Annotated in this window: 21 protein-coding genes and 1 riboswitch; of the genes, 19 read left to right on the forward strand and 2 right to left on the reverse strand. The window is 71.2% G+C overall.

The window, feature by feature from the left end; all coding sequences use genetic code 11:
• Positions 1-2: 2 nt before the first annotated feature.
• From BLT62_RS08540 to BLT62_RS08580, 9 genes are all read left to right on the forward strand, one after another.
• Entirely contained in the window at positions 3-1,220 is a 1,218-nt protein-coding gene (locus BLT62_RS08540; protein WP_083363670.1) for a cysteine desulfurase family protein, read from the forward strand.
• Positions 1,221-1,281: 61 nt separating this feature from the next.
• Positions 1,282-2,391, forward strand: coding sequence for a tRNA 2-thiouridine(34) synthase MnmA (gene mnmA, locus BLT62_RS08545; protein WP_083363671.1), 1,110 nt, complete (start codon positions 1,282-1,284; stop codon positions 2,389-2,391).
• Positions 2,392-2,622: 231 nt separating this feature from the next.
• Entirely contained in the window at positions 2,623-4,944 is a 2,322-nt protein-coding gene (ligA, locus tag BLT62_RS08550; RefSeq protein ID WP_083363672.1) for an NAD-dependent DNA ligase LigA, read from the forward strand.
• 199 nt (positions 4,945-5,143) lie between these two features.
• A complete protein-coding gene (locus BLT62_RS08555; protein ID WP_172829671.1) occupies positions 5,144-6,436 on the forward strand; it encodes an alpha/beta hydrolase in 1,293 nt (430 codons plus the stop codon).
• Positions 6,437-6,445: 9 nt separating this feature from the next.
• Positions 6,446-8,215, forward strand: coding sequence for an alkaline phosphatase family protein (locus BLT62_RS08560; protein WP_083363674.1), 1,770 nt, complete (start codon positions 6,446-6,448; stop codon positions 8,213-8,215).
• Positions 8,216-8,311: 96 nt separating this feature from the next.
• A complete protein-coding gene (gene gatC / locus BLT62_RS08565; protein WP_083363675.1) occupies positions 8,312-8,611 on the forward strand; it encodes an Asp-tRNA(Asn)/Glu-tRNA(Gln) amidotransferase subunit GatC in 300 nt (99 codons plus the stop codon).
• Positions 8,608-10,152: an Asp-tRNA(Asn)/Glu-tRNA(Gln) amidotransferase subunit GatA gene (gatA, locus tag BLT62_RS08570; protein ID WP_083363676.1), complete on the forward strand. Its 1,545-nt coding sequence runs from the start codon at positions 8,608-8,610 to the stop codon at positions 10,150-10,152. The genes gatC and gatA overlap by 4 nt, the downstream gene beginning before the upstream one ends.
• Positions 10,152-11,666, forward strand: a complete 1,515-nt coding sequence (gatB, locus tag BLT62_RS08575; protein WP_083363677.1) for an Asp-tRNA(Asn)/Glu-tRNA(Gln) amidotransferase subunit GatB — start codon at positions 10,152-10,154, stop codon at positions 11,664-11,666. The genes gatA and gatB overlap by 1 nt, the downstream gene beginning before the upstream one ends.
• Positions 11,667-11,813: 147 nt before the next feature.
• A complete protein-coding gene (locus tag BLT62_RS08580; RefSeq protein ID WP_231919477.1) occupies positions 11,814-12,428 on the forward strand; it encodes a hypothetical protein in 615 nt (204 codons plus the stop codon).
• A 26-nt stretch (positions 12,429-12,454) separates the two neighbouring features.
• Here the strand turns inward: BLT62_RS08580 and BLT62_RS08585 are convergent, their stop codons facing one another.
• Positions 12,455-13,228 (reverse strand): SDR family NAD(P)-dependent oxidoreductase, encoded by a 774-nt coding sequence (locus BLT62_RS08585; RefSeq protein WP_083363679.1) that lies wholly within the window; start codon positions 13,226-13,228, stop codon positions 12,455-12,457.
• Between the two features lie 225 nt (positions 13,229-13,453).
• Between BLT62_RS08585 and BLT62_RS08590 the strand changes: the two genes are divergently transcribed.
• The 6 genes from BLT62_RS08590 to BLT62_RS08615 all read left to right on the forward strand — a co-directional run bounded on the left by BLT62_RS08590 (position 13,454) and on the right by BLT62_RS08615 (position 19,143).
• Positions 13,454-14,503, forward strand: a complete 1,050-nt coding sequence (locus BLT62_RS08590) for an ABC transporter ATP-binding protein (RefSeq protein ID WP_231919405.1) — start codon at positions 13,454-13,456, stop codon at positions 14,501-14,503.
• A gap of 17 nt (positions 14,504-14,520) precedes the next feature.
• Complete coding sequence (locus tag BLT62_RS08595; RefSeq protein WP_083363681.1) at positions 14,521-15,705, forward strand: ABC transporter substrate-binding protein; 1,185 nt, start codon at positions 14,521-14,523, stop codon at positions 15,703-15,705.
• A gap of 75 nt (positions 15,706-15,780) precedes the next feature.
• Positions 15,781-16,704: an ABC transporter permease gene (locus BLT62_RS08600; RefSeq protein WP_083363682.1), complete on the forward strand. Its 924-nt coding sequence runs from the start codon at positions 15,781-15,783 to the stop codon at positions 16,702-16,704.
• 8 nt (positions 16,705-16,712) lie between these two features.
• The gene (locus BLT62_RS08605; protein WP_083363683.1) at positions 16,713-17,513 is read left to right on the forward strand and encodes an ABC transporter permease; all 801 of its coding nucleotides are present in this window, start codon (positions 16,713-16,715) and stop codon (positions 17,511-17,513) included.
• 43 nt (positions 17,514-17,556) lie between these two features.
• Positions 17,557-18,777: a DNA polymerase IV gene (gene dinB / locus BLT62_RS08610; RefSeq protein WP_083363684.1), complete on the forward strand. Its 1,221-nt coding sequence runs from the start codon at positions 17,557-17,559 to the stop codon at positions 18,775-18,777.
• A 9-nt stretch (positions 18,778-18,786) separates the two neighbouring features.
• Complete coding sequence (locus BLT62_RS08615; RefSeq protein ID WP_083363685.1) at positions 18,787-19,143, forward strand: spore germination protein GerW family protein; 357 nt, start codon at positions 18,787-18,789, stop codon at positions 19,141-19,143.
• Between the two features lie 53 nt (positions 19,144-19,196).
• Here the strand turns inward: BLT62_RS08615 and BLT62_RS17655 are convergent, their stop codons facing one another.
• Positions 19,197-19,352: a hypothetical protein gene (locus tag BLT62_RS17655; protein ID WP_156786293.1), complete on the reverse strand. Its 156-nt coding sequence runs from the start codon at positions 19,350-19,352 to the stop codon at positions 19,197-19,199.
• Between the two features lie 48 nt (positions 19,353-19,400).
• Positions 19,401-19,510: riboswitch (TPP riboswitch) on the forward strand.
• Between the two features lie 39 nt (positions 19,511-19,549).
• Between BLT62_RS17655 and BLT62_RS08620 the strand changes: the two genes are divergently transcribed.
• Genes BLT62_RS08620 through BLT62_RS08635 form a run of 4 tightly spaced genes read left to right on the forward strand, consistent with a single transcriptional unit; the run spans position 19,550 to position 23,040 of the window.
• Positions 19,550-20,191, forward strand: coding sequence for an ECF transporter S component (locus tag BLT62_RS08620; RefSeq protein ID WP_083363686.1), 642 nt, complete (start codon positions 19,550-19,552; stop codon positions 20,189-20,191).
• A 29-nt stretch (positions 20,192-20,220) separates the two neighbouring features.
• Positions 20,221-21,693, forward strand: a complete 1,473-nt coding sequence (locus BLT62_RS08625) for an ABC transporter ATP-binding protein (RefSeq protein ID WP_083363687.1) — start codon at positions 20,221-20,223, stop codon at positions 21,691-21,693.
• The gene (locus BLT62_RS08630) at positions 21,690-22,472 is read left to right on the forward strand and encodes an energy-coupling factor transporter transmembrane component T family protein (protein WP_083363688.1); all 783 of its coding nucleotides are present in this window, start codon (positions 21,690-21,692) and stop codon (positions 22,470-22,472) included. The genes BLT62_RS08625 and BLT62_RS08630 overlap by 4 nt, the downstream gene beginning before the upstream one ends.
• 4 nt (positions 22,473-22,476) lie before the next feature.
• Positions 22,477-23,040: an AAA family ATPase gene (locus BLT62_RS08635; RefSeq protein ID WP_231919406.1), complete on the forward strand. Its 564-nt coding sequence runs from the start codon at positions 22,477-22,479 to the stop codon at positions 23,038-23,040.

Consider the following 23,040-nt stretch of genomic DNA (forward strand, 5'->3'; position numbering starts at 1 on the left):
GTATGGCTGTGTATCTGGATCACGCGGCGACGACACCCATGCTGCCGCTCGCCATCGACGCGTACGCCCATGCCATGGCACTCGTCGGCAACCCGGCGTCCATCCACTCGATCGGGCAGAACGCCAAACGGGTGCTGGAGGAGGCGCGCGAGCAGGTGGCCGCGACCCTCGGCTGCGAGAGCATCGAGGTGGTCTTCACCGGTGGGGGCACGGAGGCCGTGAACCTGGCCATCAAGGGCCTGTTCTGGGCGCGGCCCGGCACCCGAATCCTCGTCGCGGCGGGGGAGCACCACGCCACCATCGACACGGTGGAGTGGCTGGCCGCCCGGGAGGGCGCGACGATCCAGTGGCTGCCGCTGGACGAGGCCGGGCGGCTCAGCCTGCCCGATCTGGAGGCGGCGCTCGCCGAGGACCCGGAGGACATCGCCCTCGTCAGCGTGCTCTGGGCCAACAACGAGGTCGGCACCGTGCAGCCGATCACCGAGATCTCCGCCCTCGCCGCGCGGGCCGGGGTGCCGCTGCACGTGGACGCCATCGCCGCCTACGGCCAGCTGCCCATCGACGTCAGCGCCGTGCGCGCCGACTCCGGGGCGGGTGCGGGCACCGGGCTCGTGGCGCTCAGCGTCTCCGCGCACAAGATCGGCGGCCCCGTTGGCATCGGCGCGCTCGTGCTCAGCCGGAGCGCCACCATTGAGGCCCTCATCCACGGCGGCGGCCAGCAGCGCCAGGTGCGCTCCGGCACGCAGGACGCGGCCGCCGCCGTCTCCTTCGCCGCCGCGGCATCCGCCGTGCACGCCGCCCTGCCGGCCGAGTCCGTGCGCCTGGCCGCGCTCCGGGACCGGCTGGTCGCGGGGGCGCTGACGGCGGTGCCGCAGGCGGTGCTGAACGGCGCCGGCGGCGACGCCACCGTGCGGCTGCCCGGCAACGCGCACTTCAGCTTCCCGGGCTGCGAGGGCGACTCGCTGCTGTTCCTGCTCGACATGGCCGGGGTCGCCGTGTCGACCGGCTCGGCCTGCCAGGCCGGCATCCCGGAGCCCTCCCACGTGCTGATCGCGATGGGGCGGAGCGTGGAGGAGGCCAGGGGTGCCCTGCGGGTCACCCTCGGGCACACCTCGACGGATGCCGACGTCGACGCCTTCCTCGCGGCGCTGCCCGCCGCATACGCCCAGGCGGCCACCGCCGGCCACGCCGACCGGCAGACCTCCTTCGACCTGCGCTGAGCCCCGCCTGCCCGCATCCGGCCGAGGCGTTCGCCCAGAGAGCCGCGTTTACACTGGGACCATGAAGGTTTTGGCAGCAATGAGCGGCGGCGTTGACTCGGCAGTGGCGGCGGCCCGCGCCGTCGAGGCGGGGCACGAGGTCGTCGGCGTGCACCTGGCGCTCAGCCGGATGCCCGGCACCCTCCGCACCGGCGCCCGCGGCTGCTGCACCATCGAGGACTCGATGGACGCCCAGCGGGCCGCGAACATGATCGGCATCCCGTACTACGTCTGGGACTTCTCCGAGCGCTTCAAGGCCGACGTCGTCGACGACTTCGTCGCCGAGTACCAGGCAGGCCGCACCCCGAACCCGTGCATGCGCTGCAACGAGCGGATCAAGTTCGCCGCGCTGCTGGAGAAGGCGATCGCCCTCGGCTTCGACGCCGTCTGCACCGGCCACTACGCCAGCATTGTGCTGGACAAGGACGGCAACAAGGAGCTGCACCGGGCCAGCGCCTGGGCCAAGGACCAGAGCTACGTGCTCGGCGTCCTCACCGCCGAGCAGCTCGAGCACGCCTACTTCCCGCTCGGCGACACCCCGTCCAAGGCGGAGGTCCGCGCGGAGGCCGCCGAGCGCGGCTTCAGCGTCGCCAGCAAGCCGGACAGCCACGACATCTGCTTCATCCCCGACGGCGACACCCGCGGCTGGCTCGCCGACCGCGTCGGTGCCGAGACCGGCGACATCCTCGACCGCACCGGCGCCGTCATCGGCAGCCACGAGGGCGCGGCCGCCTTCACCGTCGGCCAGCGCCGGGGCCTCCGCCTCGGCATGCCCGCGGATGACGGAAAGCCCCGCTTCGTGCTCGAGGTGCGCCCCAAGGACAACACGGTCGTCGTCGGCCCGAAGGAGGCGCTGGCGATCGCCGAGATCGCCGGAAACCGTTTCACCTGGGCGGGCGTCCCGCAGCAGAGCCCCGAGACGCCGTTCGACATCGAGGTGCAGATCCGCGCCCACGCCGACCCGGTCCCGGCCGTGGCCGTTGTGCGTGACGGCGAGCTCATCGTCACCCCGGAGACGCCGCTGGACGGCGTCGCCCCCGGCCAGACGGCCGTGATCTACGTCGGCACGCGCGTGCTGGGCCAGTTCACCATCGACCGCACGGTGAGTGCCGTGCCGGTCGGCGCCGCCTAGGACGCTCGAGACCTCCCCGTCCGGAGCGGATCGGGAGGCCGACGGCGGATCGGGAGGCGACTTCTGGTCGAAAGTTGCCGCCCGATCTCCCGATTGCCGCCGCATCCGGCGTCTCTGCCGCTGGCTGGAGGGAGCGCCAGCGACCGAAGTCCTGACACGGCGTGAAAGTGGGAGGCTTTCGACGGCCTCGACTCGCTGGGCTGTGTCTGCGGGTACTCCTAGACTTGTTCTGTGAGCGAGACGGCTGAAGTTTTTGACATCGCGGACTTCGAGTCTGCCCGCGCCGAGTCGGAGGCGCTCCGCGAGCGCATCGAGCGGCACCGGATCGCCTACCACTCGGAGGGCGTCAGCCTCGTCAGCGACGCCGAGTACGACGCCGACATGCACCGGCTGGAGGCGCTGGAGCGGGCGTTCCCCGAGCTCGCCGGCCAGGACAGCCCCACCCAGCAGGTGGGCGCCGCGCTCGTGGACAGCGGCTTCCCGCCGCACGAGCACGCCGAGCGCATGCTCAGCCTCGACAACGTCTTCAGCATCGAGGAGTTCGAGGAGTGGGCAGGCAAGACGCTTGAGGCGGCCGGTCGCCCGGTGCGCTGGCTCAGCGAGCTGAAGATCGACGGCCTGGCGATCAGCCTCGCCTACCGCGACGGCGTGCTCGAGACCGCGACCACTCGCGGCGACGGCCGCACCGGCGAGGACATCACCGAGAACGTGGACTGGATCCCCGTCATCCCGCGCACCCTGCAGGGCGAGAACTTCCCGCCGTTCTTCGAGGTGCGCGGCGAGGTGTTCATCCGCACCGAGGACTTCGCCGCCATGAACGAGCGCCAGCACGAGCTGCAGGCGGCCTACGCCGCCGATCAGCGCGCCAAGGGCAAGGCGGAGGAGGAGATCACGACCCGCTACGCCGAGTTCGCCAATGCCCGCAACGCGGCCGCCGGCAGCCTGCGGCAGCGCCGCTCCAAGAAGACGGATGCCGAGCTCGCCCTCATGCGGGAGCGTCTCGGCCGCCTCTCCCTCTACCTGCACGGCATCGGCGCCTGGCCGAACCCGCCCGTCGCCGCCCAGTCAGAGGTGTACGAGCTGCTGGCCGGCTGGGGCCTGCCCGTCTCCCCGCACAGCCGGGTCTGGGACACAGCCGGAGAGGTGGCCGCGTTCATCGCCGACCGCGGCGAGCACCGCCACGACATCGAACACGAGATCGACGGCATCGTCGTCAAGGTCGACGAGCTCGAACTGCACGCTGAGCTCGGCGCCACCAGCCGGGCCCCGCGCTGGGCCATCGCCTACAAGTACCCGCCGGAGGAGGTGCACACCACGCTGCTCGACATCGTCGTCGGCGTCGGCCGCACCGGCCGGGCCACCCCCTACGCCGTGATGGAGCCGGTGAAGGTGGCTGGCTCCACCGTGCGCCAGGCCACCCTGCACAACCAGGAGGTCGTCAAGGCCAAGGGGGTCATGATCGGCGACACCGTCATCCTCCGCAAGGCCGGCGACGTCATCCCCGAGATCCTCGGCGCCGTCATCGAGAAGCGCGACGGCACCCAGCGCGAGTGGCAGATGCCCGCGAACTGCCCGGAGTGCGGCACGCCGCTGCGCCCTATGAAGGAGGGCGACATCGACCTCCGCTGCCCGAACGCCCGCGGCTGCCCCGCCCAGGTGCGCGGCCGGGTCGAGCACATCGGCTCCCGCGGCGGCCTCGACATCGAGGAGCTCGGCGAGGTCTCCGCGGCCGCCCTCACCCAACCGCTGGTGCCCGCCGTGCCGCCGCTGCCGACCGAGGCAGGGCTGTTCGAGCTGACCATCGAAGACCTGGTGCCGATCGAGGTCGTCGTGCGCGACGCAGAGACAGGCCTGCCCAAGACGGATGACGACGGCAACGTCAAGGTGCGTGCGCCGTTCCGGCGCAACCCCACCCCGGTCGAGAAGAAGTCCGGGGCAGAGCGCCTATTCGCCTCCAAGTCCGCGGCCAACCTCATCGCCGAGCTGGAGAAGGCCAAGACCAAGCCGCTCTGGCGGATCCTCGTCTCGCTGAACATCCGCCACGTCGGGCCCGTCGCGGCCCGCGCCCTGGCCGACCACTTCGGCTCGCTCGACGCCATCCGCGCCGGGACCGCCGAGGAGCTCGCCGAGGTCGAGGGCGTCGGCGGCATCATCGCCGAGTCGGTGCTGGAGTGGTTCGAGCACGACTGGCACCGCGACATCATCGACCGCTGGGCGGCCGCCGGCGTGCAGTTCGCCACCCCCGGCCACCCTGGGCCGGGCGCCGCCGCGGCCGCCGGGGGAGTGCTGGCCGGGCTGAACGTCGTCGCAACGGGCAGCCTGGACGGCTTCACCCGGGAGGGCGCCCAGGAGGCGATCATCGCCGCCGGCGGCAAGTCGGCATCCAGTGTCTCCAAGAACACCGACTTCGTGGCGGCCGGCCCCGGCGCCGGCTCCAAACTGGCCAAGGCCGAGGCGCTCGGCATCCCGGTGCTCGACGCCGACGGCTTCCGATTGCTCCTCGCACAGGGCCCGGCCGCGTTCTCACAGGCCACGGAACAACCCGAGGAATAATCACCCCCGTTCAGGGGGTGTACTGGCAGGATCAGTTCGGCCCGTCGTCGCCTACGATGATGGATAGCGTTTGCCGGAACAAGCGTCTGATTCTGAGCGCTGAGGGGACTTGCCGGGCATGCTCGCCGTCGTCATGTTCATAGCCTCGGCCAACGCTGCATTGAGCGGCGTGGCCGAGGGCTTTGTCATGCACGAACCCGTGAATGTCATTCAGAATGTTGTTTCCTCCGAGCCCGCCACCCCCCTCGATGCCGGGCTCGACCGCCGCGGGCCCGCCGCCGAGTCCCCGCGCATGGTGGCCTTCGACGAGGCGGCGCTGAACCGCATCGGCGGCATGAGCCTGCTGCGCGGTGTCTCCCAACTCAGCCCCCGCGAGATCATCCGCTATGCGGAGCGAAACCCAACCGAACTGGATGCCGTGCGCGACGCGCGCATCGCGCCGAGTGAGGTCGGGGCCTGGTGGCTCAGTACCCCGGGGCAGGCGCAGGCGGCGCTGGCCGAGGCCGCCCCACAGTTACTCGGCTCCCTGGACGGGGTCCCGGCCGCAGTCCGCGGCCCGGCCAACGAGCGCGCGCTGCAGCGGGCGATCGTCGACACCAGGGAGCGGGCGGCATCCGGCATCGGCAAGGGCGAGCGTCGAAGACTGGGCCAGCAGCAGCGCATGCTCGAGGCCATCTCCGGGGCGCTGGAGAGCAAACCGGGGGAGCCGGAGCGAACACTGCTGGAGTTCGACGAGCGGGAGTCGGGCCGTGCCGTCATCGTGATCGGCGATCTCGACACGGCCGACTACATCAGCTACCTCGTCCCCGGCATGTACTTCTCGGTCCAGCAGCAGATCCGCGACTGGACGGACACGGCCGCCTCCCTCGCCGTCGAGCAGCTGCACTGGCTGCAGGATCAGCCCCAGGGCGATGGGCCGCCCCGGGTCGCCACCGTCGCCTGGCTCGGCTACCAAACCCCAGACCTGCTGACCATCGGCAGCCTCGAGCTCGCGGAGCACGGCGCCGATGCGCTGGAATCCTCCTGGCAGGGCATCCGGGCCACCCGCGGCGAGCGGCAGCCCTACCTCACCGTCCTCGCCCACTCGTACGGCTCCACCGCCGCGCTCATCGCGCTCGAGCGGCACAGCGAGCAGATCGACGCCCTGGCCCTGATCGGCTCGCCCGGCAGCGCCACCCAGAACGCCCGCGACCTCGGCGTCGCCGGCGACAACGTCTTCGTCGGGGAGGCTCGCTGGGACCCGATCGTCGACACCGCCTTCTACGGCAGCGACCCGGGGTCGCCCTCCTACGGCGCGGTGCGGATCGGCGTCGGCGGGGGCGTCGACCCGCTCACCCAGAAAGAGCTCGCCGGGTCCGTCGGTCACAACGCCTACTTCGCCCCCGGCAGCGAGTCCCAGCGCAATCTCGCGCTGATCGGCATCGGCCGTGGCGACTGGGTCACGGATGGCGGAACGCTGCCTCCCGGCACCATGCTGGCGACGGCGCGCTAGCCTGTCCGCATGAGCGACAAAGCTCCGAAGAAGCCGGCCCGCGACACCGCGGGGCAGGAGACGACCGGCCCGTCACGCCGGCGGTTCCTGCAGGCGACGGGCATCGCGGCCGCCGGATTCGCCGTCGGCGGTGCGACGGGCGGCGCGATCGGCGCCTCCATCGGTCTGGCCGCCGGCGCTGAGCGCGACAGCGACGATTTCACGCCGCTCGACGCCCGCAGCGCGCCCGGCTTCGACCACCTCGTGGTGGTGATGGGGGAGAATCGCTCCTTCGACAACCTGCTCGGCTTCCTCTACACGCCGGGCACCCTGCCGCAGGGCCAGACCTTCGACGGGCTCGCCTTCGGCGACTACTCGAACACGGCGCCAGGCGGCACGGTCATTCCCGCGCACGTCTACACGGGCAGCACCGACGAGATCATGGGCTCGCCGTCGCCGGACCCTGGCGAGGAATACCCGCATGTGAACACGCAGCTGTTCAACCGCATCGACCCGGCGGGCAACGCCGAGAAGCCGGTCGGCGACATGCAGGCGCCCTACAACGCACCGGCCTCCACCGCGAAGCCAAGCATGGACGGCTTCGTCACCGACTACGACGTGAACTACCGCCGGCTGCAGAAGGGCAAGGCGCCGTCGGCAGACGAGCTCGGCACGATCATGGGCTCGTTCAGCCCCGAGATGCTGCCCGTGCTCAGCACGCTCGCCCAGGGCTTCGCCGTCTACGACAACTGGTTCTGCGCCGTGCCGTCGCAGACCTTCTGCAACCGCTCCTTCTTCCACGCCTCCACCTCGCACGGCTTCGTCACCAACAAGGAGGGCGGCGGCTACAAGAAGTGGCTGGACGCCCCGCCGACGCCGACCATCTTCAACCGGCTGCAGGATGCCGGGGTCGACTGGCGGGTCTACTTCGACGCCCTGCAGATGGTGTCCTTCACCGGCGTGCTGCACGCCCCCGCGCTGCAGAAGTACTGGGCCACCGGTCACTTCGCGACCATGGACGCCTTCTACGCGGATGCCGCAGCCGGCACGCTGCCCGCCTACTCCTTCATCGAGCCGCGCATGGTCTACAACCACAACGACTTCCACCCGCCGTTCGGCACGCTCAAGGAAAGCGACGTCGACGGCCAGGAGGTCATCGACAGTGCCGTCTCCGACGTGCGCGCCGGCGAGGCGCTCATCCACCAGATCTACTCGGCGGTCAGGACCAGCGCCAGCGCCCACGGCTCCAACGCGCTGAACACGCTGCTCCTGATCACCTTCGACGAGCACGGCGGGACCTACGACCACGTCGCCCCGCCTGCCGCGATCAAGCCGGACGACGGCGGGGCGGGCGAGATGGGCTTCGAGTTCGACCGGCTCGGCTGCCGCGTGCCCGCCATCGCGATCTCCGCCTACACGCGGGCGGGAACCGTGCTCAACGACGAGATGCACCACGGCGCGCTCAGCGCCACCCTCGCCAGGGTGCACGGGCTCAAGCCGCTGACCGCGCGGGACGCCGGCGCGAACACCCTGTTCAACGCCATCAACCTGCAGACGCCCCGGCAGCCGGTCAACTGGCCGACCACCAGCCCGCAGTTCCTGCCGCCGAACCCGCAGGCGGAGGCGCCGCATCCGGGCAACAGCCACAAGGACAAGCCGCTCAGCCCGCCAGCGCAAGGCCTGCTCGGCCTGCTGATCGCCAAGTACGCGCCGGCCGGCACCCCGGTGCCGAAGACATACGGGGAGGCCTACGAGAACTTGGAGAAGTACGGCAACTCCTTGTTCGGCGTGCCCAAGTAAGATTGTCCGGAGCGCTCTCACCACCGAGCGACCCCTATGAGCGAACCCCATGAGCGAAGCCCATGAGCGAACCCCACGATCGACACACGGAGACCCATGTCCGGAATCAGCGCAGAGCAGGTTGCACACCTCGCTCAGCTCGCCCGCATCGACCTGAGCCCAGAAGAGATTCTGAGCCTCACCACCGAACTCGACCAGATCGTTGACTCGGTCGCCAAGGTGACCGCCGTCGCCACGCCCGACGTCCCAGCGACGAGCCACCCCATCCCGCTGCAGAACGTCTTCCGCCCCGACGTGGTCGGCGAGACGCTCACCCTCGAGCAGGCCCTGCAGAACGCGCCGGCCCACGACGGTTCGCGGTTCAAGGTTTCGGCAATTTTGGGAGAAGAGCAGTGAGCGACAACGCCCGCGACATCATTCGGCTGAGCGCCGCAGACCTCGGCGCCCAGATCGCCTCAGGCGCCGTCACCTCGGTGCAGGCCACCCAGGCCCACCTCGACCGCATCGACGCGGTCGACGGCGCCGTCCACGCGTACCTGCACGTCGCCCCGGAGCTGGCCCTCGCCGCCGCGGCTCGCGTCGACGCCCAGATCGCCGCCGGCGAGAAGCTCGGCCCGCTGGCCGGTGTGCCCATCGCCGTCAAGGACGTGCTCGTCACCACCGACATGCCCTCGACCAGCGGATCCAAGATCCTCGAGGGCTACCTCTCGCCCTTCGACGCCACCGTCGTGAAGAAGGTGCGCGAAGCCGGCCTGATCCCGCTCGGCAAGACCAACATGGACGAGTTCGCCATGGGCTCCTCCACCGAGCACTCGGCCTACGGCCCCACCCACAACCCGTGGGCGCTCGACCGCATCCCCGGCGGCTCCGGCGGCGGCTCCGCCGCGGCGGTGGCCGGCTACGAGGCATCCATCGCCCTCGGCAGCGACACCGGCGGATCCATCCGCCAGCCCGCGCACGTCACCGGAACGGTCGGCGTCAAGCCCACCTACGGCGCCGTGAGCCGCTACGGCGCGATCGCCCTGGCGTCCTCGCTCGACCAGATCGGCCCGGTCAGCCGCACCGTCCTGGACTCGGCCATGCTGCAGGACATCATCGGCGGCCACGACCCGCGCGACTCCACCTCGCTCCGCACCGAGTGGCCCTCCATGGCGGATGCCGTGCGCGGCGCGAACGTGCAGGGGCTGAAAATCGGCGTCATCAAGCAGCTGCAGGGCGACGGCTTCCAGGCCGGCGTGCTGAACCGCTTCACCGAGGCCCTCGAGCTGCTCGTCGCCAACGGCGCAGAGATCGTCGAGCTCGACGCCCCCAGCTTCGAGCACGCGATCGCCGCGTACTACCTGATCCTGCCCGCCGAGGCATCCAGCAACCTGGCCAAGTTCGACTCCGTGCGCTTCGGCCTGCGGGTGAACCCGCAGGGCGGCGGCACCGTCGAAGACGTGATGAGCGCCACCCGCGACGCCGGCTTCGGCCCGGAGGTCAAGCGCCGCATCATCCTCGGCACCTACGCGCTGAGCGCCGGCTACTACGACGCCTACTACGGCAGCGCCCAGAAGGTGCGCACGCTCGTGCAGCGCGACTTCGCGGCCGCGTTCAGCCAGGTCGACGTCATCGCCTCGCCCACCGCGCCGACCACGGCGTTCAAGCTCGGCGAGAAGCTCAACGACCCGCTGGCCATGTACCTCAATGACATCGCCACCATCCCGGCCAACCTGGCCGGCATCCCCGGCATCACGCTGCCGGCCGGCCTGGCAGATGAGGACGGGCTGCCCGTCGGCATCCAGTTCCTCGCCCCGGCCCACGAGGACGCCCGCCTCTACAACGTCGGCGGCGCACTCGAGCAGTTGCTCGTCGCCCAGTGGGGAGGCCACCTGCTGGAGCAGGCGCCCGACCTGCTCGAACTCATCGCGGCCGCGGCCGAGGAAGGTGCCCGCTAATGGCCCGCGCAGAATTGATGGACTTCGACAAGGCGCTCGAGCTGTTCGAGCCGGTGATGGGCTTCGAGGTCCACGTCGAGCTGAACACCAAGACCAAGATGTTCTCCGAGGCCCCGAACGTGTTCGGCGCGGAGCCCAACACCGGCCTGACCCCGCTCTGCCTCGGCCTGCCCGGCACCCTGCCCGTCGTCAACGAGCAGGCCGTGCGCTACTCGATCAGCCTGGGCCTCGCGCTCGGCTGCTCGATCGCCGAGTCGAGCAGCTTCGCCCGGAAGAACTACTTCTACCCGGACACCCCCAAGAACTACCAGATCTCGCAGTTCGACGAGCCGATCGCGTTCGAGGGCTCCGTGCAGATCGAGCTCGCCGACGGCACCCTCATCGACATCCCCGTCGAGCGCGCCCACATGGAGGAGGATGCCGGCAAGCTGACGCACGTCGGTGGCTCCAGCGGTCGCATCCAGGGCGCGGACTACTCGCTGGTCGACTACAACCGCGCCGGCGTCCCGCTCGTCGAGATCGTCACCAAGCCGATCTACGGCGGCGAGCACCGCTCGCCCGAGATCGCCAAGGCCTACGTGTCGGCGATCCGCGACATCGTCGTGTCGCTCGGCATCTCCGACGCCAAGATGGAGCGCGGCAACCTGCGCTGCGACGCCAACGTGTCCCTGCGCCCGCGCGTTGCAGAGGGCGTGGAGACGCCGCCGCTCGGCACCCGCACCGAGACGAAGAACGTCAACTCGCTGCGCTCGGTCGAGCGCGCGGTGCGCTACGAGATCCAGCGCCAGGCCGCCATCCTCGCCAAGGGCGGCAGCATCACCCAGGAGACGCGCCACTGGCACGAGGACACGGGCGAGACGAGCGCCGGACGCCCCAAGAGCGACGCCGACGACTACCGCTACTTCCCGGAGCCCGACCTGCTCCCCGTCGTGCCCTCGGCCGAGCTGATCGCGGAGCTGCGCGCAGCCCTGCCAGAGCAGCCGGCCGTGCGCCGCCGCCGTCTGAAGGCCGAGTGGGGCTTCACCGACCTCGAGTTCCAGGACATCCAGAACTCCGGCCTCCTCACCGAGGTCTCCGAGACGGTCGCCGCCGGTGCGACGCCGGCCGCCGCCCGCAAGTGGTGGACGGGCGAGATCGCCCGCCTGGCGAACGCGGCAGACGCCGACGCCGCCAGCCTGATCTCGGCTGCGGATGTCGCAGCGCTGGCCGTCCTCGTCGAGGCCGGCACCCTCACCGACCGCCTGGCCCGCCAGGTGCTCGAGGGCGTCATCGCCGGCGAGGGCACGCCGCAGCAGGTCGTCGACGCCCGCGGCCTCGCCGTGGTCTCCGACGACGGTGCCCTGATCGCCGCCATCGACGAGGCCCTGGCCGCCCAGCCGGACGTGCTCGAGAAGATCCGCGACGGCAAGGTGCAGGCCGCCGGCGCCGTTATCGGTGCCGTCATGAAGGCGATGAAGGGGCAGGCCGACGCCGCCCGCGTGCGCGAACTCGTCCTGGAGCGCGCCAGCGCCTAGACCCTCTGCGCGAAACCCCGGCCCCCTCACTTTCCGGTGAGGGGGCCGTTTCGCGTCCTGCGTGTGCACGGCCCGTGTACAGAAAACCGAAAGCATCGCCGCTTAGGCTGTGCAGCACCACACGACAGGGAGAACACCATGGGATTCATGGACTGGCTTTTCGGCTCGCAGACCCCGGCTGACGCAGCGCAATCGGAGCAGCAGCGCCGGGCCGCGATCCCGCGCGAGCGGCACCCCGACGAGGTGGCGGTCGAGCGCTACCGGTACCTGCTTCGCACCGCACCGCCAGAGACGATCGAGCAGGCGCACGCCGAGGCGTTCGCCCAGCTCACCCCCGAGCAGCGCGCCCTGGTCTTCCAAGAACTGAGCGCCGGAGCCTCCCCAGGGGAGCAGCCCCGCGCCGACGACCCGCGCTCGCTCGCCCAGGCGGCCACGCGGCGCGAGCTGCAGGCGCCGGGAACCCTTGAGCGCTCCTTCTCGCCGCAGCGTGGGGCGGGCGGCCTGGGCTTCGGCGGCATGCTCGGCAGCTCGATGCTCGGCTCCATCGCCGGCGTTGTGATCGGCTCCGCCATCGCCCAGTCATTCATCCCGTCCGGGATCGGCGAGGCGACCGGCGCTGAGGGCACGGATGCCGGCACAGATGCGGGCACAGATGCGGGCACAGACGCCGGCGCGGACGGCAGCGTCGAGGCCGGCGGCGGCGGGTTCTTCGACGGTGGCGACAGCTTCGGTAGCGACAGCTTCGGCGACTTCGGCTTCTGAGCCACGCCGGCTCATTGTCGGGCGCGCTAGTCCGGGCTCATCCCGCACGTCAGGTTCAGCACCGCGCCGTTCATCGAGCGCGCACCGCCCTCGGCCAGGAACACCGCCATCTCGGCCACCTCGTCGAGCGAGGGGAGCGAACGGCTCGTGGTGAGGGATTCGAGGAACCCGGCGAACTCCTCCAGCGGCATCGGCAGGTCGGGGATGTCGCCGATCGTCTCCAGGATGCGCTGCATCCGGAGGCAGACCACCCGCACGCCGGACGGGCCGAGCTCGGCGGCGAAGGTGCGGGTGAGCGCCTCGACGGCGGAGCAGGCCGCGGCGAAGCCGCCGACTCCTGCGATCGCCACCCGGGCCGGCGAGGCTGACAACGTCAGGATCGTCCCGCCTCCCCGCTCCGCCATGTGCCTCCCCGCGGCCTGAGACGTGATGAACTGGGTGCGCAGCCAGCTGGTGGCGGGGGCGAGCGCGTCCTCGAGGCCGAGCTCGAGCAGCGGGACGCCCTGAACCAACGGGATGCTCACGGCGTTGAGCATCACGTCGATCCGGCCGGCGGCCTCGAACACGGCGTCGGCGTGGGCGTTGACGGCTGCCGGGTCGAAGGCGTCGACCTCGGCGACGTGCACGCGCGCCGGCGACTCCGCGCGAATGCGCTCCGCCGTCGCCTCGACGCTCTGCCCGCGGTGGCCGGCCAGGAACAACTCGGCGCCGTGGCGCGCGAACTGCCGGGCGACAGCCGACCCGATCGCACCGCCGGCGCCGTGCACGATGACGCTCTGCTGCTCTGTCTCCCTCGACATTCGGTTCTCCCTTTCGATGTGTGGCCGGGTGGTCGATGGCGCAAGTTGTGACTGGACCGTAACATCGCACGCCCACGGCCGGCATCCGTGACCCTATGATTTTCCTCAGAGCGGGATTCTGAGCTTTCCTCATGCGGGGCGCATCGGATCGTGCGCCTCGGCGCAGCCGCCGTGTGAGAGGGAGCGAGAGTGTCCACAGAAGCGCCGGCTATTCGCCTCAGTGAGGTGACGAAGACCTTCGGCGCGGTGAACGCCGTCGACGGGCTCAACCTGGACATCGCGGCCGGCGAGTTCTTCTCCATGCTCGGGCCCTCCGGCTCCGGCAAGACGACGGTGCTGCGCCTGATCGCCGGCTTCGAGCTGCCGACCGCCGGCACGATCGAGCTGTTCGGGCGTGACGTCACCGGCACGGCGCCGTTCGACCGGGACGTCAACACCGTCTTCCAGGACTACGCGCTGTTCCCGCACATGAGCGTGCTGGACAACGTGGCCTACGGGCTGCGGGTGCGCGGCATGGGCAAGGCCGAGCGCCGGGAGCGCGCCAGAGCGGCGCTGGAGAAGGTGCGGCTCGGGTCCTTCGGCGACCGCCGGCCGGCCCAGCTCTCCGGCGGCCAGCGGCAGCGCGTCGCGCTGGCCCGGGCCACCGTCGTCGAGCCGAAGGCGCTGCTGCTGGACGAACCGCTCGGCGCCCTCGACCTGAAGCTCCGCGAGCAGATGCAGGTCGAGCTCAAGGAGATCCAACGCGACCTCGGCATCACCTTCATCTTCGTCACCCACGACCAGGAGGAGGCGCTGACCCTCAGCGACCGGATCGCCGTGTTCAGCGACGGCAGGATCGAACAGCTCGGCACCCCGGCCGAGATCTACGAACGGCCCCGCTCGCCCTTCGTCGCCGCCTTCGTCGGCACCTCCAACATCTTCGACGACGCCCTCTCGCGCCGCCTGCTCGGGCGGCCCGGCGCGCACTCGCTGCGCCCGGAGAAGCTCTCGCTCGCGGCGGGGGAGCCGCCGGCATCCGCCGGTGGGCCGGCCACCGGGGAGCACGTCGCCGCGGGAACCATCGCCGAGCTCGTCTACGTCGGCAGCGTCACGCGCATCTTCGTCGACCTGGACGCCGGCATGAGGGTCGTGGTGGTGGAGCAGAACGACCGCCACCGCGGCATTCCAGAGGAACGCGGGCGCCGGGTGAGCGTGACCTGGCGCGACAGCGACCTGGTCGCCCTGGGACGAGCGAATGCGGCGGCACCGAACGACACCACAACCATGACGCACTGAAACGGATGGAGACGGCAATGAAGCACACCATGCCACCAACGCGGCGACGGGCGGCGCTTGCGCTGCTCGCGGCTGCCTCCCTCGCGGCGCTCACCGCGTGCGGAACGAGCGGGGGTTCCTCCGGCGGGGAGACCGCCGCGACCGAGCTCGGCGAGATGGAGGGGGCCGTGTCGATCCTCGCCTGGCCCGGATACGTCGAGGACGGCAGCAACGACCCCGCCGTCGACTGGGTCACCCCCTTCGAGGAGCAGACCGGTTGTCAGGTGACGAGCAAGACCTACGGCACCTCGGACGAGGCGTTCAGCCTGATGAAGACCGGGGACTACGACGTCGTCGCCGCCTCCGGCGATGCCTCGCTGCGCCTGGTCGCGGCCGGAACCGTCGCCCCGGTGAACACCGACCTGATCCCCAACTACGCCGGCGTCTACGACTTCCTCAAGATGCAGTCCTGGAACAGCGTCGACGGTGTCTCCTACGGGGTGCCGCACGGCTACGGCGCCAACCTGCTCATGTACAACACCGACGTCGTCACCCCGGCGCCGACCTCGTGGGACGTGGTCTTCGACAAGGGCAGCGAGTTCCAGGGCAAGGTCACCGCCTATGACTCGCCGATCTACATCGCGGATGCCGCCATGTACCTGATGACGCACCAGCCCGACCTCGGCATCGAGAACCCGTACGCTCTCGACGAGGAGCAGCTGGCGGCATCCGTCGCCCTGCTCAAGGAGCAGCGCGCGAACATCGGCGAGTACTGGTCCGACTACCTGAAGACCATCCAGTCCTTCGAATCGGGGGACACCGTCGTCGGCACCACCTGGCAGGTGATCGCGAACTCGCTGGCCGAGGGCACCCCGGCGGCGGTGACCGTGCCGTCGGAGGGCGTGACCGGTTGGTCGGACACCTGGATGATCGCGTCCGCGGCGAAGAGCCCGAACTGCGCCTACGCCTGGCTGGACTACATCGCCAGCCCGGAGGCCAACGGGCAGGCGACAGAGTACTTCGGCGAGGCGCCGTCCAACCAGGCCGCCTGCGAGTTCCGCTCAGAGGGCTCCTGTGAGGCCTACCACGCCGGCGACGCCGACTACGCGTCGAAGATCTGGTACTGGTCGACGCCGATCGCGGAGTGCCTGGACGGGCGCACCGACGTGCAGTGCACCGACTACGCCGCCTGGACGACGGCGTGGCAGGAGATCAAGGGCTGATCCACCCTCGCGCGGCGGCCGACCGGCTGCCGCGCGAGGAGCCCGACCGCACCCGTTCCGAGCGAGAGCAGCCAGATGAGTAGTGCAGCCGCCCCGACGCAACAGCGTTCGGGCGTGCCCGCGCCCCGGCACGGGCTGGCGCGGCGCGGCTCGGCCTTCTTCAGCCGGCACCCGCGGCTGCGGCTCGGCTTTCTGATCGCCGCCCCGCTGCTCTGGCTGGGCATCGTCTACGTCGTGGCCCTGGCCGCGCTGCTCGTGACCGCGTTCTGGAGCGTCGACAGCTTCACCGGCGAGATCACGCAGAGCTGGACGCTGGACAACATCATCACGGTGCTCACCGGTTCGCTCTACCAGGTCGTGACGCTGCGCACCGTGGGCGTCGCGCTGCTCGTGACGGTGATCGACGTGCTCATCGCCCTGCCGATCGCCTTCTTCATGGCGAAGGTGGCCGGCCCGCGGATGCAGCGCATCCTCGTGATCGCCGTGCTCATGCCGCTCTGGGCCAGCTACCTGGTCAAGGCGTACGCCTGGCGCAGCGTGCTCTCCCAGGACGGCATCCTGCAGTGGCTGCTCACCCCCTTCGGCGGGAGCACCCCCGGCTACGGGCTGACGGCCACCATCATCACGCTCAGCTACCTCTGGCTGCCCTACGTCATCCTGCCCATCTACGCGGGGCTCGAGCGGGTGCCGGACTCGCTGCTGGAGGCGTCCGGCGACCTCGGCGGCAGGACGTGGATGACGCTCAGGCTGGTCACGCTGCCGCTGATCTGGCCGGCGATCATCGCCGGCTCGATCTTCAGCTTCTCGCTCTCCCTCGGCGACTACCTGACGGTCAACATCGTCGGCGGCGCCAACCAGATGCTCGGCAACCTCGTCTTCACCAACGTCGGCGCGGCGAACAACCTGCCGCTGGCGGCGGCCATCGCCCTCATCCCGATCGCGATCATCTTCGGCTACCTGGCCCTCGTGCGGCGCACGGGCGCCCTGGACAACCTCTAGGAGCCCGGATGCGACTCAGCCGCCTCTCCCGCACGGTGCTCGGCGTCGTCACCGTCCTCATCCTGCTCGCCATCTACCTGCCGCTCGGAGTCGTCTTCATCAACTCCTTCAGCACGAGCCAGAGCCTGAGCTGGCCGCCGCCCGGCTTCACCCTGGAATGGTGGGGCAAGGCGTTCCAGAGCGCGGGCGCCATCGACGCCGTGCTGACCAGCGTGCAGCTCGCCATCATCGCCACGATCGTCTCGCTCGTGCTCGGCACCCTGATCTCGTTCGCGCTGCAGCGCTTCGCGTTCTTCGGCCGCGACACGGTCAGCCTGCTCGTCATCCTGCCCATCGCGCTGCCCGGCATCATCACGGGCATCGCCCTGAACAACTTCTTCCGCACCATCCTCGGCGTGCCGCTCTCCATCTGGACGGTCGTCATCGCCCACGCCACCTTCTGCATCGTGACGGTCTTCAACAACGTGATCGCGCGGCTCCGCCGGCTGGGCACCAACTTCGAGGAGGCCTCGGCCGACCTCGGCGCCGGCATCTGGACGACATTCCGGCTGATCACCTTCCCGCAGCTGCGCTCGGCCCTCTTCGCCGGCGGGCTGCTGGCCTTCGCGCTCAGCTTCGACGAGATCATCGTGACGACGTTCACCGCCGGCTCCGGGGTGACCACCCTGCCCATCTTCATCCTGAACAACATGTTCCGGCCGAACCAGGCGCCCATCGTCAGCGTGATCGCCGTCGTGCTGGTGCTCGTCTCCATCGTCCCCATCTACATCGCGCAGCGGATCGCGGGGGCGGAGCGGGACGACCGCTGAGCGCGCCGGGCCGGGTGTCAGCGGCGGGCGGTACCCTCGAGAGGTGAGCAAACAAGACGGTTCGACGCGGCAGGTGAGCGCCGCCGACGCCGACGACTCGCGCACCCCGTTCCTGCACGTCGATCTCGACGCCTTCTTCGCCTCCGTCGAGCTGCTGGACAACCCGGCGCTCGCCGGCAAGCCCGTCGTCGTGGGCGGGCTGGGCCCGCGCTCCGTGGTCTCCGCCGCCAACTACGAGGCCCGCCGCTACGGCGTGAACTCGGCGATGCCGATGGCGCTCGCGCTGCGCCGCTGCCCGAACGCCGTCGTCGTGCCGGTGCGGATGGCCCGCTATGCCGAGCTCTCCCGGCAGGTCATGAGCATCTTCGACGACATGACGCCGCTGGTGGAGCGCCTCGGCATCGATGAGGCCTTCCTCGACGTCTCCGGCGCCACCAAACTGCTCGGCTCGCCGCGCACCGTCGCCCAGCTGCTCCGCGCCCGGGTGCTGACCGAGACGGGGCTCACCTGCTCGGTGGGCGTGGCCTCGACGAAGTTCGTCGCCAAGCTGGCCTCCGGCCGCTCCAAGCCCAACGGCCTGCTGGTGGTTCCGGCCGACGAGACGCTGGAGTTCCTACATCCGCTGCCCATCAGTGCGCTCTGGGGCGTCGGCCCCGCCACGGAGGCGCAGCTGAAGCGGCTGGGCCTGAACCGGGTCGCCGACGTCGCCCAGACGCCGCTCGACGTGCTGCAGGGAGCTCTCGGCCCGGCGCTCGCCCTCAAACTGCACAGCCTGGCCAACGGCATTGACCCGCGCAGCATCAGCCTCGAGCGCGAGGAGAAGAGCATCGGCCACGAGACGACGTTCAGCTTCGACGTCACCGACCAGCTCGAGATCCGGCGGGCGCTGCTGCGCCAGGCGGATGACGTCGCCGCGCGCCTGCGCCGGGCGGATGTCGTCGCGCGGACGGTCGTGCTGAAGCTGCGGTACAGCGACTTCAGCACCGTGACCAAGTCGCGCACCCTGGCCGAGCCCACCAATGTGGGCCGGCGCATCTACGAGGAGGCCCTCGCCGCCTTCGACGCGCTCGGCGCCGCCGGCAAACGGGTGCGATTGATCGGGGTGCGTGCGGAGCAGCTCGGCGCGGGCGGCGGCAGCCTCGGGCTGTGGGACCCGGACGAGGAGTGGCGGGAGGCCGAGCTCGCCGTCGACGAGGTGACCGCACGCTTCGGCAAGGGCATGCTGCGCCCGGCCGCTCTAGTCAAGCCGCCGACTGCGGGGTAGCGTATCCGCATGAGCAATATTGCTGTGCAACTTGCCGAATCTGTCCGAAATGCCGGAGCCTCCACGGTCTACGGCGACCCCGTCGAGGTCGACGGGCAGGAGATGGTGCCGGTCGCGCTGGCTTGGTACGGCTTCGGCGGCGGCGGTGGCGAGATGCAGTCGAAGAACTCTGTCGCGCCCGGGCCAGGGGACGAGGCCGGCGGCGGTGGTGGCGGCGGCGTCTCGATCCCGATCGGGGCCTACATCAAGCGCGACGGCGTGCTCCGCTTCGAACCGAACGTGATTGCCCTTCTGGCGGTGGCGACACCGTTCGTCGGCGTCTTCGGTTGGGCGGTGTCGCGGTTCATCAAGGTGCTCAAGCACTAAGACCCGGCGACACTCCGCTCTGCGCCCCTCCCCGCATCATCTCGATGCGGGCGCTAGCGGCGGCGCCACAGCTGCCACAGCGCGCTGAGCCGATCCGAGAGGGGCACGCGCACCGGGAGCCCAGCCGCGAGGCGGCGGCGCCGGCGGAGCGAGAGCCAGAGCAGCACGAGCATCAGCGCCGCCAGCGGCAGCAGAATCAGAATGCCCATGCTCTGATGCTAGCGGCGGTACCGGCCACGCCCGCTCGGGCTATACTCGGTGACGAACACGGGAGTCCGGTGAGCCGGGCTGAGAGGAAGCTGATCAAGCTTCGACCGTCGAACCTGATCTGGATCATGCCAGCGCAGGGAGGCCGAAACAATCTCATACCCGTGCCCTCTTTTCACCGATCGAAAGGGCACGAACAGTGCATGCAACACTCGCACCACAGAACACCTCCAACACGAGCGGAACGGCGCCGGCGCGCATCGGCAACTGGCGCGTCGTCGACATCGTCGTCGCCAGTGTGCTCGGCGTCGCCGCCGGCGTCGTCTTCTGGGCCTGGGGGCTCGCCTGGGAGACCGTCAGCTCCCCGCTGAAGGCCGCCCTGCCCGGCGTGCAGGCCGGCCTCGCCGCCGTCTGGCTGTTCGCCGGCGTGCTCGGCGGCCTCGTCATCCGCAAGCCGGGCGCGGCGATCTACACCTCCACCCTCGCCGCCGTCGTCTCGGCCCTCGTCGGGACCCAGTGGGGCGGCTTCCTCACCATCGAGGCCGGCCTGGTGCAGGGCCTCGGCGCCGAGCTGATCTTCCTGCTCTTCCTCTACCGCCGCTGGACCCTGCCCGTCGCGATCCTGGCGGGGGCGAGCGCCGGCCTCGGCATGGCGATCAACGACCTGCTGCTCTGGTACCCGGGCGCGGCCACCCAGTTCCTGCTCATCTACACGGTCTCCGCCATCATCGGCGGCGCGGTCATCGCCGGCGCGCTGTCCTGGTTCGCCGTGCGCGGGCTTGCCGCCACCGGCGCGCTCAGCCGCTTCGCCTCCGGCCGCCAGGCCCGGATCGCCGCGTAGGGCGTGGGACGCAGGGCGTAGGCACAAACATGGCAGTGCAACAGGGCGCGGCGCGCGTCGACGTGCAGGGCTGGGGCTGGCGGCATGCCGGGCGCAGCTCCTGGGCGGTCAGCGACGCCGAGTTCACGATCGAGCCGGGGGAGCGGGTGCTGCTGCTCGGCGCGTCCGGCGCCGGCAAGTCGACCCTGCTGCACGGCCTCGCCGGCGTCCTCGGCGGCGACGAGGAGGGCGAGCACCGCGGCTCCCTGTCGATCGACGGGATGCCGGCCGCCGCTGCGCGCGGCCGCAGCGGGCTCGTCCTGCAAGACCCCGACTCGCAGGTGATCCTCTCCCGCGTCGGCGACGACGTCGCCTTCGGCTGTGAGAACCTGGGCCTCGCCCGGGAGGAGATCTGGCGGCGCGTGGCCGAGTCCCTGGATGCGGTCGGCCTCGACGTGCCTCTGGATCGCAGCACCTCCGCCCTCTCCGGCGGGCAGAAGCAGCGCCTCGCCCTCGCAGGCGTGCTGGCGATGCGCCCCGGCCTGCTGCTGCTGGACGAGCCGACCGCGAACCTCGACCCGCACGGCGTTGCCGAGGTGCAGCACGCCGTCACCCGTGTGCTCGCCGACCGCGGGGCGACGCTCGTCGTCGTCGAGCACCGGGTCGAGGTGTGGCTGCCGCTCGTCGACCGGGTGATCGTGCTCGCCGCCGACGGCGGCGTGCTGGCCGACGGCGAACCGGGCCGGGTGCTCCGCGAGCAGGGCGCGAGCCTCGCCGCCGCCGGGGTGTGGGTGCCCGGGCACCCGCCGGCCGTGCCGGAACGGCGTCGCCCCGCCGGGGCCGAGGTGCTGCTTGAGGCGCGCGACCTCTCCGTGGCGCGGATGCCGCGGCATCCGGTCGCCACCGGCATCGAGCTGGACGTGCGCGCCGGCCGGGCCCTGGCCCTCACCGGGCCGAACGGCGCAGGCAAATCCACGCTCGCGCTCACCCTGGCCGGGCTGCTGCCGCCGGCCGGCGGCACGCTGCAGGCCAGCGCCGGCCTCGCCGCCGGCGCCGGCCCGTCCCCCATCCGCTGGAAGTCGCGGCAGCTGCTCGGCCGCATCGGCACCGTCTTCCAGGATCCAGAGCACCAGTTCCTGACCGCCCGGGTGCGCGACGAGCTCGCCGTCGGGCCGAAGGCCCTCGGCCGGAGCGCCGCCGAGATCGCGGCCGTCACCGAGGAGCTGCTGCAGCGGCTGCGCCTCAGCCGCCTCGTCGACGCCAACCCCTTCACCCTCTCCGGCGGCGAGAAGCGCCGGCTCTCGGTCGCCACCATGCTGGCCGCGAAACCCTGCCTGCTGGTGCTGGACGAGCCGACCTTCGGCCAGGACGCCCGCACCTGGGCGGAGATGCTCGCCCTGCTCTCCGAGCTCGTCGAGGAGGGCCACTCGGCGCTTGCCGTCACCCACGACGCCGCCTTCGTGCACGCCCTCGCCGACGAGGAGTACGCGCTCACCGCCGCGGAACAGGCGGTGCCGCGATGAGCGTGCTCGCCCCCGTCGCCACCGGCAGCGCGCTCGGCCGGCTCAACCCCGTCGCGAAGATCGCCGCGACCATCCCGATCACGCTCGCCCTCGTGCTCACCCTGGACTGGGTGTCCGCCACCGTCGCCCTGCTGCTGGAGATCGCGCTGCTCACCGCCGGCGGCCTCGGCCGCGTCGTCTTCAGCGCCCGCACCCTCCCGGTCTGGCTGGCCGCCCCGCTCACCGGCTTCAGCATGGTGCTCTACGGGCAGGCGTCCGGCGAGACCTACTTCCAGTTCTGGCTGATCCACGTGACAGAGGGTTCGCTCGAGATCGGCTTGGCCACCTGCATGCGGGTGCTGGCGATCGCCCTGCCCGCAGTGGTGCTGTTCATCACCATCGATCCCACCGAGCTCGCCGACGGGCTCGCCCAGGTGGCGCGGCTGCCCAGCCGCTTCGTGCTCGGCGCCCTGGCCGCGCTCCGCCTGGTCGGCCTGTTCATCGACGACTGGCGCAGCCTGCAGTTGGCCCGGCGCGCCCGCGGGGTGGCCGACCGCGGCCTGCTGCGGCGGCTGCTCGGCCAGGCCTTCGCGCTGCTCGTGCTCTCCATCCGGCGCGGCAGCAAGCTGGCCACCGCCATGGAGGCGCGCGGCTTCGGTGGCGACACCCCGCGCAGCTGGGCCCGTCCCTCTGTGTTCGGCGGCGCCGAATGGGTGGCCATCGCCCTGGGCTGCGCCGTCGCGGCGGTCTCCGTCGCCGTGGCCGTCGCGACCGGAAGCTGGAACTTTGTGCTGCGCTGAGGCCGTGCCCGCCGAGCCCGTGCCCGCCGAGCCCGACATCACGGCGGTGCTCGCGGCCATCGCCGACGCCCCGCGCAACGCCGTCGTGCTGATCGACGGGCCGAGCGGCTCCGGCAAGAGCACCTTGGCCGACCGGCTGCTGGCGGCTTGGCCGACGGAGGCCGCCCCACAGTTGCTCCGGTTGGACGACGTGTACCCCGGCTGGGGCGGGCTCGCCGCCGGGGCGGAGCAGATGCGCACCGGGCTGCTGGAGGCGCGCGCGGCCGGCCGCCCGGCCGGGTGGCGGCGCTGGGACTGGGCCAGCCTCGCCCCCGCCGAATGGCACGAGGTGGCCACGGACCGGCCCGTGATCGTGGAGGGCTGCGGCGCCCTGGCCGGCGACGCGGCGGCGCACGCCGACGTGACGGTCTGGGTGAGCGCCGACGACACCGTGCGCAAGCGCCGGGCGCTGGAGCGGGACGCGGGCGGCTTCGACGCCCACTGGGACGAGTGGCAGGCGCAGTGGGAGCGCTACGAGGCCGCCGAACACCCGCGGGGCCGCGCCCAGTTCGTGCTCGAGGCGGCCTGA

It is taken from the genome of Microterricola viridarii, assembly GCF_900104895.1.
Taxonomy (GTDB): Bacteria; Actinomycetota; Actinomycetes; order Actinomycetales; family Microbacteriaceae; genus Microterricola; species Microterricola viridarii.

What these genes read in the sequence shown, in the direction of transcription:
- BLT62_RS08540 (WP_083363670.1), top strand. Translation starts at nt 3, where the DNA reads ATGGCTGTGTATCTGGATCACGCGGCGACGACACCCATGCTGCCGCTC.
- mnmA (WP_083363671.1), top strand. Translation starts at nt 1,282, where the DNA reads ATGAAGGTTTTGGCAGCAATGAGCGGCGGCGTTGACTCGGCAGTGGCG.
- BLT62_RS08560 (WP_083363674.1), top strand. Translation starts at nt 6,446, where the DNA reads ATGAGCGACAAAGCTCCGAAGAAGCCGGCCCGCGACACCGCGGGGCAG.
- gatC (WP_083363675.1), top strand. Translation starts at nt 8,312, where the DNA reads ATGTCCGGAATCAGCGCAGAGCAGGTTGCACACCTCGCTCAGCTCGCC.
- gatB (WP_083363677.1), top strand. Translation starts at nt 10,152, where the DNA reads ATGGCCCGCGCAGAATTGATGGACTTCGACAAGGCGCTCGAGCTGTTC.
- BLT62_RS08580 (WP_231919477.1), top strand. Translation starts at nt 11,814, where the DNA reads ATGGACTGGCTTTTCGGCTCGCAGACCCCGGCTGACGCAGCGCAATCG.
- BLT62_RS08585 (WP_083363679.1), bottom strand. Translation starts at nt 13,228, where the DNA reads ATGTCGAGGGAGACAGAGCAGCAGAGCGTCATCGTGCACGGCGCCGGC.
- BLT62_RS08595 (WP_083363681.1), top strand. Translation starts at nt 14,521, where the DNA reads ATGAAGCACACCATGCCACCAACGCGGCGACGGGCGGCGCTTGCGCTG.
- BLT62_RS08600 (WP_083363682.1), top strand. Translation starts at nt 15,781, where the DNA reads ATGAGTAGTGCAGCCGCCCCGACGCAACAGCGTTCGGGCGTGCCCGCG.
- BLT62_RS08605 (WP_083363683.1), top strand. Translation starts at nt 16,713, where the DNA reads ATGCGACTCAGCCGCCTCTCCCGCACGGTGCTCGGCGTCGTCACCGTC.
- BLT62_RS08615 (WP_083363685.1), top strand. Translation starts at nt 18,787, where the DNA reads ATGAGCAATATTGCTGTGCAACTTGCCGAATCTGTCCGAAATGCCGGA.
- BLT62_RS17655 (WP_156786293.1), bottom strand. Translation starts at nt 19,352, where the DNA reads ATGGGCATTCTGATTCTGCTGCCGCTGGCGGCGCTGATGCTCGTGCTG.
- BLT62_RS08625 (WP_083363687.1), top strand. Translation starts at nt 20,221, where the DNA reads ATGGCAGTGCAACAGGGCGCGGCGCGCGTCGACGTGCAGGGCTGGGGC.
- BLT62_RS08630 (WP_083363688.1), top strand. Translation starts at nt 21,690, where the DNA reads ATGAGCGTGCTCGCCCCCGTCGCCACCGGCAGCGCGCTCGGCCGGCTC.